Annotated in this window: 5 protein-coding genes; 4 read left to right on the top strand and 1 reads right to left on the bottom strand. The window is 52.4% G+C overall.

Annotated elements, in window-relative coordinates:
* Positions 1-585: 585 nt before the first annotated feature.
* A complete protein-coding gene (locus GKA01_RS13460; RefSeq protein WP_146864136.1) occupies positions 586-1,254 on the top strand; it encodes a recombinase family protein in 669 nt (222 codons plus the stop codon).
* Between the two features lie 10 nt (positions 1,255-1,264).
* On the opposite strand, the gene GKA01_RS13455 is transcribed toward GKA01_RS13460, so the two are convergent.
* Positions 1,265-1,702, bottom strand: coding sequence for a hypothetical protein (locus GKA01_RS13455; protein WP_146864133.1), 438 nt, complete (start codon positions 1,700-1,702; stop codon positions 1,265-1,267).
* 104 nt (positions 1,703-1,806) lie between these two features.
* On the opposite strand from GKA01_RS13455, the gene GKA01_RS13450 reads away from it, so the two are divergent.
* From GKA01_RS13450 to GKA01_RS13445, 3 genes are all read left to right on the top strand, one after another.
* Positions 1,807-2,034, top strand: a complete 228-nt coding sequence (locus GKA01_RS13450; RefSeq protein ID WP_146864130.1) for a hypothetical protein — start codon at positions 1,807-1,809, stop codon at positions 2,032-2,034.
* A 1,049-nt stretch (positions 2,035-3,083) separates the two neighbouring features.
* On the top strand, positions 3,084-3,497 hold the full coding sequence (locus tag GKA01_RS14150) for a helix-turn-helix domain-containing protein (RefSeq protein ID WP_371859278.1): 414 nt from the start codon (positions 3,084-3,086) through the stop codon (positions 3,495-3,497).
* A 166-nt stretch (positions 3,498-3,663) separates the two neighbouring features.
* Complete coding sequence (locus GKA01_RS13445; protein ID WP_146864127.1) at positions 3,664-4,497, top strand: hypothetical protein; 834 nt, start codon at positions 3,664-3,666, stop codon at positions 4,495-4,497.
* Positions 4,498-4,525 lie beyond the last annotated feature (28 nt).

Raw genomic sequence — 4,525 nt, 5'->3', positions numbered from 1 at the left:
AAGCCTGAGAAACCTAAAAAAACACCGGAAAACTGCCAATATTGACCACATAGAGACCCGGTAACTCTATAAAATTACACTCAGGGAAGCACTTAAATATAGAATAAACGGCAATTTTCCGGGGTTTTTTGTATGAAAAAACACGTCATTTTCAGGCCAAAAACAGGAATCTGTTATGGAGGGGTGAAACGCCAGGGCGAATTAAAGCCGAGCAGGTCAAAGACCACCCCCTGAGAGCCTCACAGAACCGCGCAGGAGCCTGTCACAGTCCCCTACGTTGGATCGGGTATAGCGAGGCTCAGGAAGGCTCTGAGCGGGCTTAAATGCCCTCTAGGGGCCTTGTGGGAATGTTTGCGGCCTGATGCGTCGAACAACAATGGAGCGCGACGGCTTTAGGCGGATTTTCGGGAGTTTTCTGGCCGAGGTCGCTACGGCTCGCGGTGGCCCGTTTTGAGTCCCAAAAGGGACCGGGACGGAAACTTGAGAGGCACGGATGCAGGAAATGGGTTTGACAGCGTGAATCTGCCTAACGTACACAATCCCCACAACGTCCGTTGACGGGTTTGGAACACAGGCAGAGACGACATGACCAAGGCGATTGCATACATCCGCGTCAGCACTGAGCAGCAAGGCAAGTCTGGCCTCGGCTTGGAAGCACAGCGACAGGCGATCATGCGCTTTGCAGAGATTGAAGGCTTTGACGTGGTGGAATGGGCCGAGGAAGTCGAAACAGGCAAAGGCGTGGATGCACTGGCAAAACGGCCCGTGTTGGCTCAGGCGTTGAACAAAGCCCGTAATGCAGATTGTCCGGTGATTGTCGCCAAGCTGGATCGCCTCAGCCGTGACGTGGCCTTTATCGCCGGGCTCATGAGTGAGCGCGTTCCATTTATCGTCGCTGAACTCGGCAAGTCCGTCGATCCGTTCCTGATGCACATTTATGCCGCCGTGGCCGAGCAGGAGCGCCGCACAATCTCAGAGCGGACCAAGCAAGCCCTACAGGCCGCAAAGGCACGCGGAAGGAAGCTAGGGGGCTATCGTGGCGGTCCGGTTCCAGACCAGCGCAAGGCCGCTCAGGCCGCTTCTGACAAGGCGAGAGAGCACGCTGAGAAGGTGCGGCCCATCATTGAAGGATTGAAAGCCCAGGGCATGAGCATCCGGCAAATTGCGGCTGAACTAGAGCGACAAGGCGTGAAGACCAGCCGAGGGAAGGCGCAATGGGGCGCGACAAGCGTGGCGAGGATTTGCAAGGCTTAAGGCAGTGCCCTCAAGGCTTGAGTAGGCGCTTTATCAAGCTGGAGAAGGTGGGCTTGGAGCGGATACGAACCCCGCTTTGAGACTGGCTACGAATGTAGCCCCCTAATGCTGCCTCTGCCTTCTCTAGTCGCACTGAAAGAGAAGACGATTTGGCCCGCTCTTCCAAAAGAGAATCCGTCAATTCTTTGATGCGTTGGTCACTACGCTCTTGTAGCCGGTCTATCGTTTCCAGAGCTTGCTTGAGAAGCTCATTTTCCTCGGATTTCTCTTGATTTTTCGAGGTGGAGTTGAAGGGGGAGTGGGGACTATCATCAGGGACTACAACGGTCACTGAGCCGTCGTTCGCGGTCTGCCTGAACCAGTCGTACCGACGCACACGTTGCTTGGCCGCAGAGAGCGAAATTCCCCATAAATCGGCTAGCTCGCGGTAGGTTTTTCGTGTGCTCATTCTGTGTCTTAGGCTGATTGATGTAGCTAACGCGTACCCCCTAAGGCCAGGATGCGTAAGAGGGATGATAAAATTGATTGCGGCAGTCGGAGAAGATTCACATCATGACATATGACCTGATTGCGCAATGCAGGTCCTCTATGGAGAATGAAATGTTTAATTTCCAAGTGAGAATGTTAACTATTTTAAAAGGAACAAATGAAAAAAGCGAAAGGCTTTTAACTGTTAAGGCTGAAAACTCAAGTGAAGCTCTTAAATTTGCGCAATCTAGGGCTGAATCAATGTCCGGAGTTATTAAAGCATCTCCTATTTTCTGCAAAAAATCGAATTAGATTTTTTTTAAATTAGTACAAACCATTGTTGGTTTTCTGTGTCTATTACTGCGATATTGCATCCCACCCGGAGGGAGGTAGTAGCGCCTAGACACCGGATCTGACGGCATTTTGGGCCTCAGGAAGATCTTGAATTGATGACGGGCCCTAGATCAGAACGTCAGTCGTTTTGCAAGAAAACTAATAATTTGACGCAGGATCTCGAAAAGTGGGATTTTGGAATCAAGAGGGGAACGAGTGCTGGAACACCCGCCCCCTTGAAGCGTGGCCAATGGCTACATCGACCGCTTTGTCATGAATCTGCACGACCAATGACAGCATCAGATTGTTATGGAATAATGGTAACAAGAGCAAACCGTTTTTGTCACCGAAACGGTGTCAAACTGAATCCGAACGCAAACGCGAACGCAGTTCCGAACATAAATGCGAACTCGGTTTCAAAGCGAATGTTAAACCTGTCCTACATTCCTGAACCATCTGGAGAATGGCGGTCACACATTAACGCACGAAAGACGCGATGTGATCCACCTCCCCTTAAACCATTTTGCAGCTGTTCTCGGGATAACCTACCAAGGGCTCAAGTGTGTTGAGCAGCTAGGCAAGACCTACAGGACTTTCTGGCCCCCAACGCCGGAAAATAGCGCGATGGACGCGAAGCAGCTCTTAGCTGACAAGCAACCGAAGGCTCCCCTCGACAGAGGGGAGTTTACAAAGTGATGCAGACGGGCGCAGGATAGCCCTAGATACGAGTGAGGCCCCAGTGCGCAAACACCGGAGCCTCGTTTGGATCGCTTGGTACAAGCAAGCGGTCGCTGCCAACGGGACAACGCAAACTGTCCGATTGGCCCTTAAGGTAGGATAGAGAGGCCGGAGCCCGGTTTCAACACTTACTGCATGGAAAGGCGGTCCGCTTCCTTAGAAAATGGAAGCAAGAGACGTTGAACGCCTACACTACCACCCACACAGACAGAGCACAGACGAAGCGGGCTTTCCGCGATCAGGTTCTGGAACACAGAGCCCGGCGAGAGATCACTTGCGCCCAGAAGGACGTGCTCATGAGACTGGCTACGTTCCTCGGCAGGGACGGCTTGTGGCCGAGCCATGAGACCATTGCGAAAGCCGCTGACGTGTCCGTGCGGACCGTTATTCGAGCCCTAGAACGTGCCTATGCACTCGGCATCCTGACCAGCACAAAGCGGACCGTGATGCGTGGAGCCCGGCGAGTGCGGACCAGCAACGCCTACACGCTAGTCGTGACGAAGGCCGAGCAGATGAAGGCCAAGGCGGGCCACTTAAAAAGGGCAGTTTTCCGCACCTCTTTTCTAAGTGTCAAAATGGCAGAGAAGGTGAATCCTCTTTTCTCTTTTAGACCGCAATGGGCCGCTCAGAGCCCTGAGAGAACCCCGCAAGAGATGCTTGAGGCGGTTCAGGCGTGGAGCCGAGAGGCTTTATCCACAACCTAAGTGTCAAAATGAAACCAGATCAGAAGAACTAATTTTTAGAAGGAAAGGAAACAGCAGTTTGGCGGGTAGACGGAACCAACCAGGACAAGTGGCAAAGAAGACGACGAGACCGACAAAGTTATCAGGAACACCCAACACTGCGGACCTAAACGCAGGGGTCGTTCATATGGTGCCAAACAACGCGAATAGCTTTGACCTAGATCCTGTTTTTCAGTTCAGAGGCACGGCAGATGGATCATTCGCTACGCTGGATGAAGACCGGAATATGCCAAGGCTACGAAGCGTAGTGCGGGCATGGCTGGAAGATAGCAGTGAGAACAAAAAGCCGTATCCGTTCAAAGACCCAGTGAAACTAGCCCGGCTCCAGAATAAGAAGACCGGCGTTAAACACTGCAAAGTCATTGACGGATTCCACAGAGCCGAAGCCCTACGCCGAGAAAATGTAACCACAATCGCCGTTGAGATTGAGGACATGAGCGGGAAGGAAGCAGCACAACGCGCTGCCAAAGCCAACCAGATGCACGGCTTGCCAGCGAGCCCAAAAGAAAACGCAAACACAATCAAACGCCTAATTGAAGGTGGTGCTGTCTGGAAAAAGGATGGCTCATTAATGACGCTCAGGGAGATCGCTAACGACCTCATGGGCGGGACGCTCACAGAGCAGACGATGCGAAACACGGTAAAACGTGTGGCACCTGATTTTTACAGACAACACTACGGCAGAGACGCACAACCGATCCAAGCGGGCGAGGGCAAGCGTGCGAAGCGCGAAGAATATGACAACGAGGCAAGAGCGATCTTTGACGCGCTGAGGCTTTTGGTGGACCGCATGAGCAGAGACAGCGACCGATGGCATCGAGAAGAAAGCGCGGCCACGATTGGCAAGCTTCTGGATGAGACAAGAGAAAAACTAGCTGAAATCCAATTCGGTGAGGATGAGTTCTCTAGACCGCTGGATCTGAACACAGATCAGGACGAGGACACAGAACAACCGTTCTAGCGCTGGCTCAAGATGAACCTGTTTTTAG

This window comes from Gluconobacter kanchanaburiensis NBRC 103587 (genome assembly GCF_007988905.1).
Taxonomy (GTDB): domain Bacteria; phylum Pseudomonadota; class Alphaproteobacteria; order Acetobacterales; family Acetobacteraceae; genus Gluconobacter; species Gluconobacter kanchanaburiensis.
This window is presented reverse-complemented; position numbering and strand designations above follow the sequence as displayed.

What these genes read in the sequence shown, in the direction of transcription:
- GKA01_RS13460 (WP_146864136.1), top strand. Translation starts at nt 586, where the DNA reads ATGACCAAGGCGATTGCATACATCCGCGTCAGCACTGAGCAGCAAGGC.
- GKA01_RS13455 (WP_146864133.1), bottom strand. Translation starts at nt 1,702, where the DNA reads ATGAGCACACGAAAAACCTACCGCGAGCTAGCCGATTTATGGGGAATT.
- GKA01_RS13450 (WP_146864130.1), top strand. Translation starts at nt 1,807, where the DNA reads ATGACATATGACCTGATTGCGCAATGCAGGTCCTCTATGGAGAATGAA.
- GKA01_RS13445 (WP_146864127.1), top strand. Translation starts at nt 3,664, where the DNA reads ATGGTGCCAAACAACGCGAATAGCTTTGACCTAGATCCTGTTTTTCAG.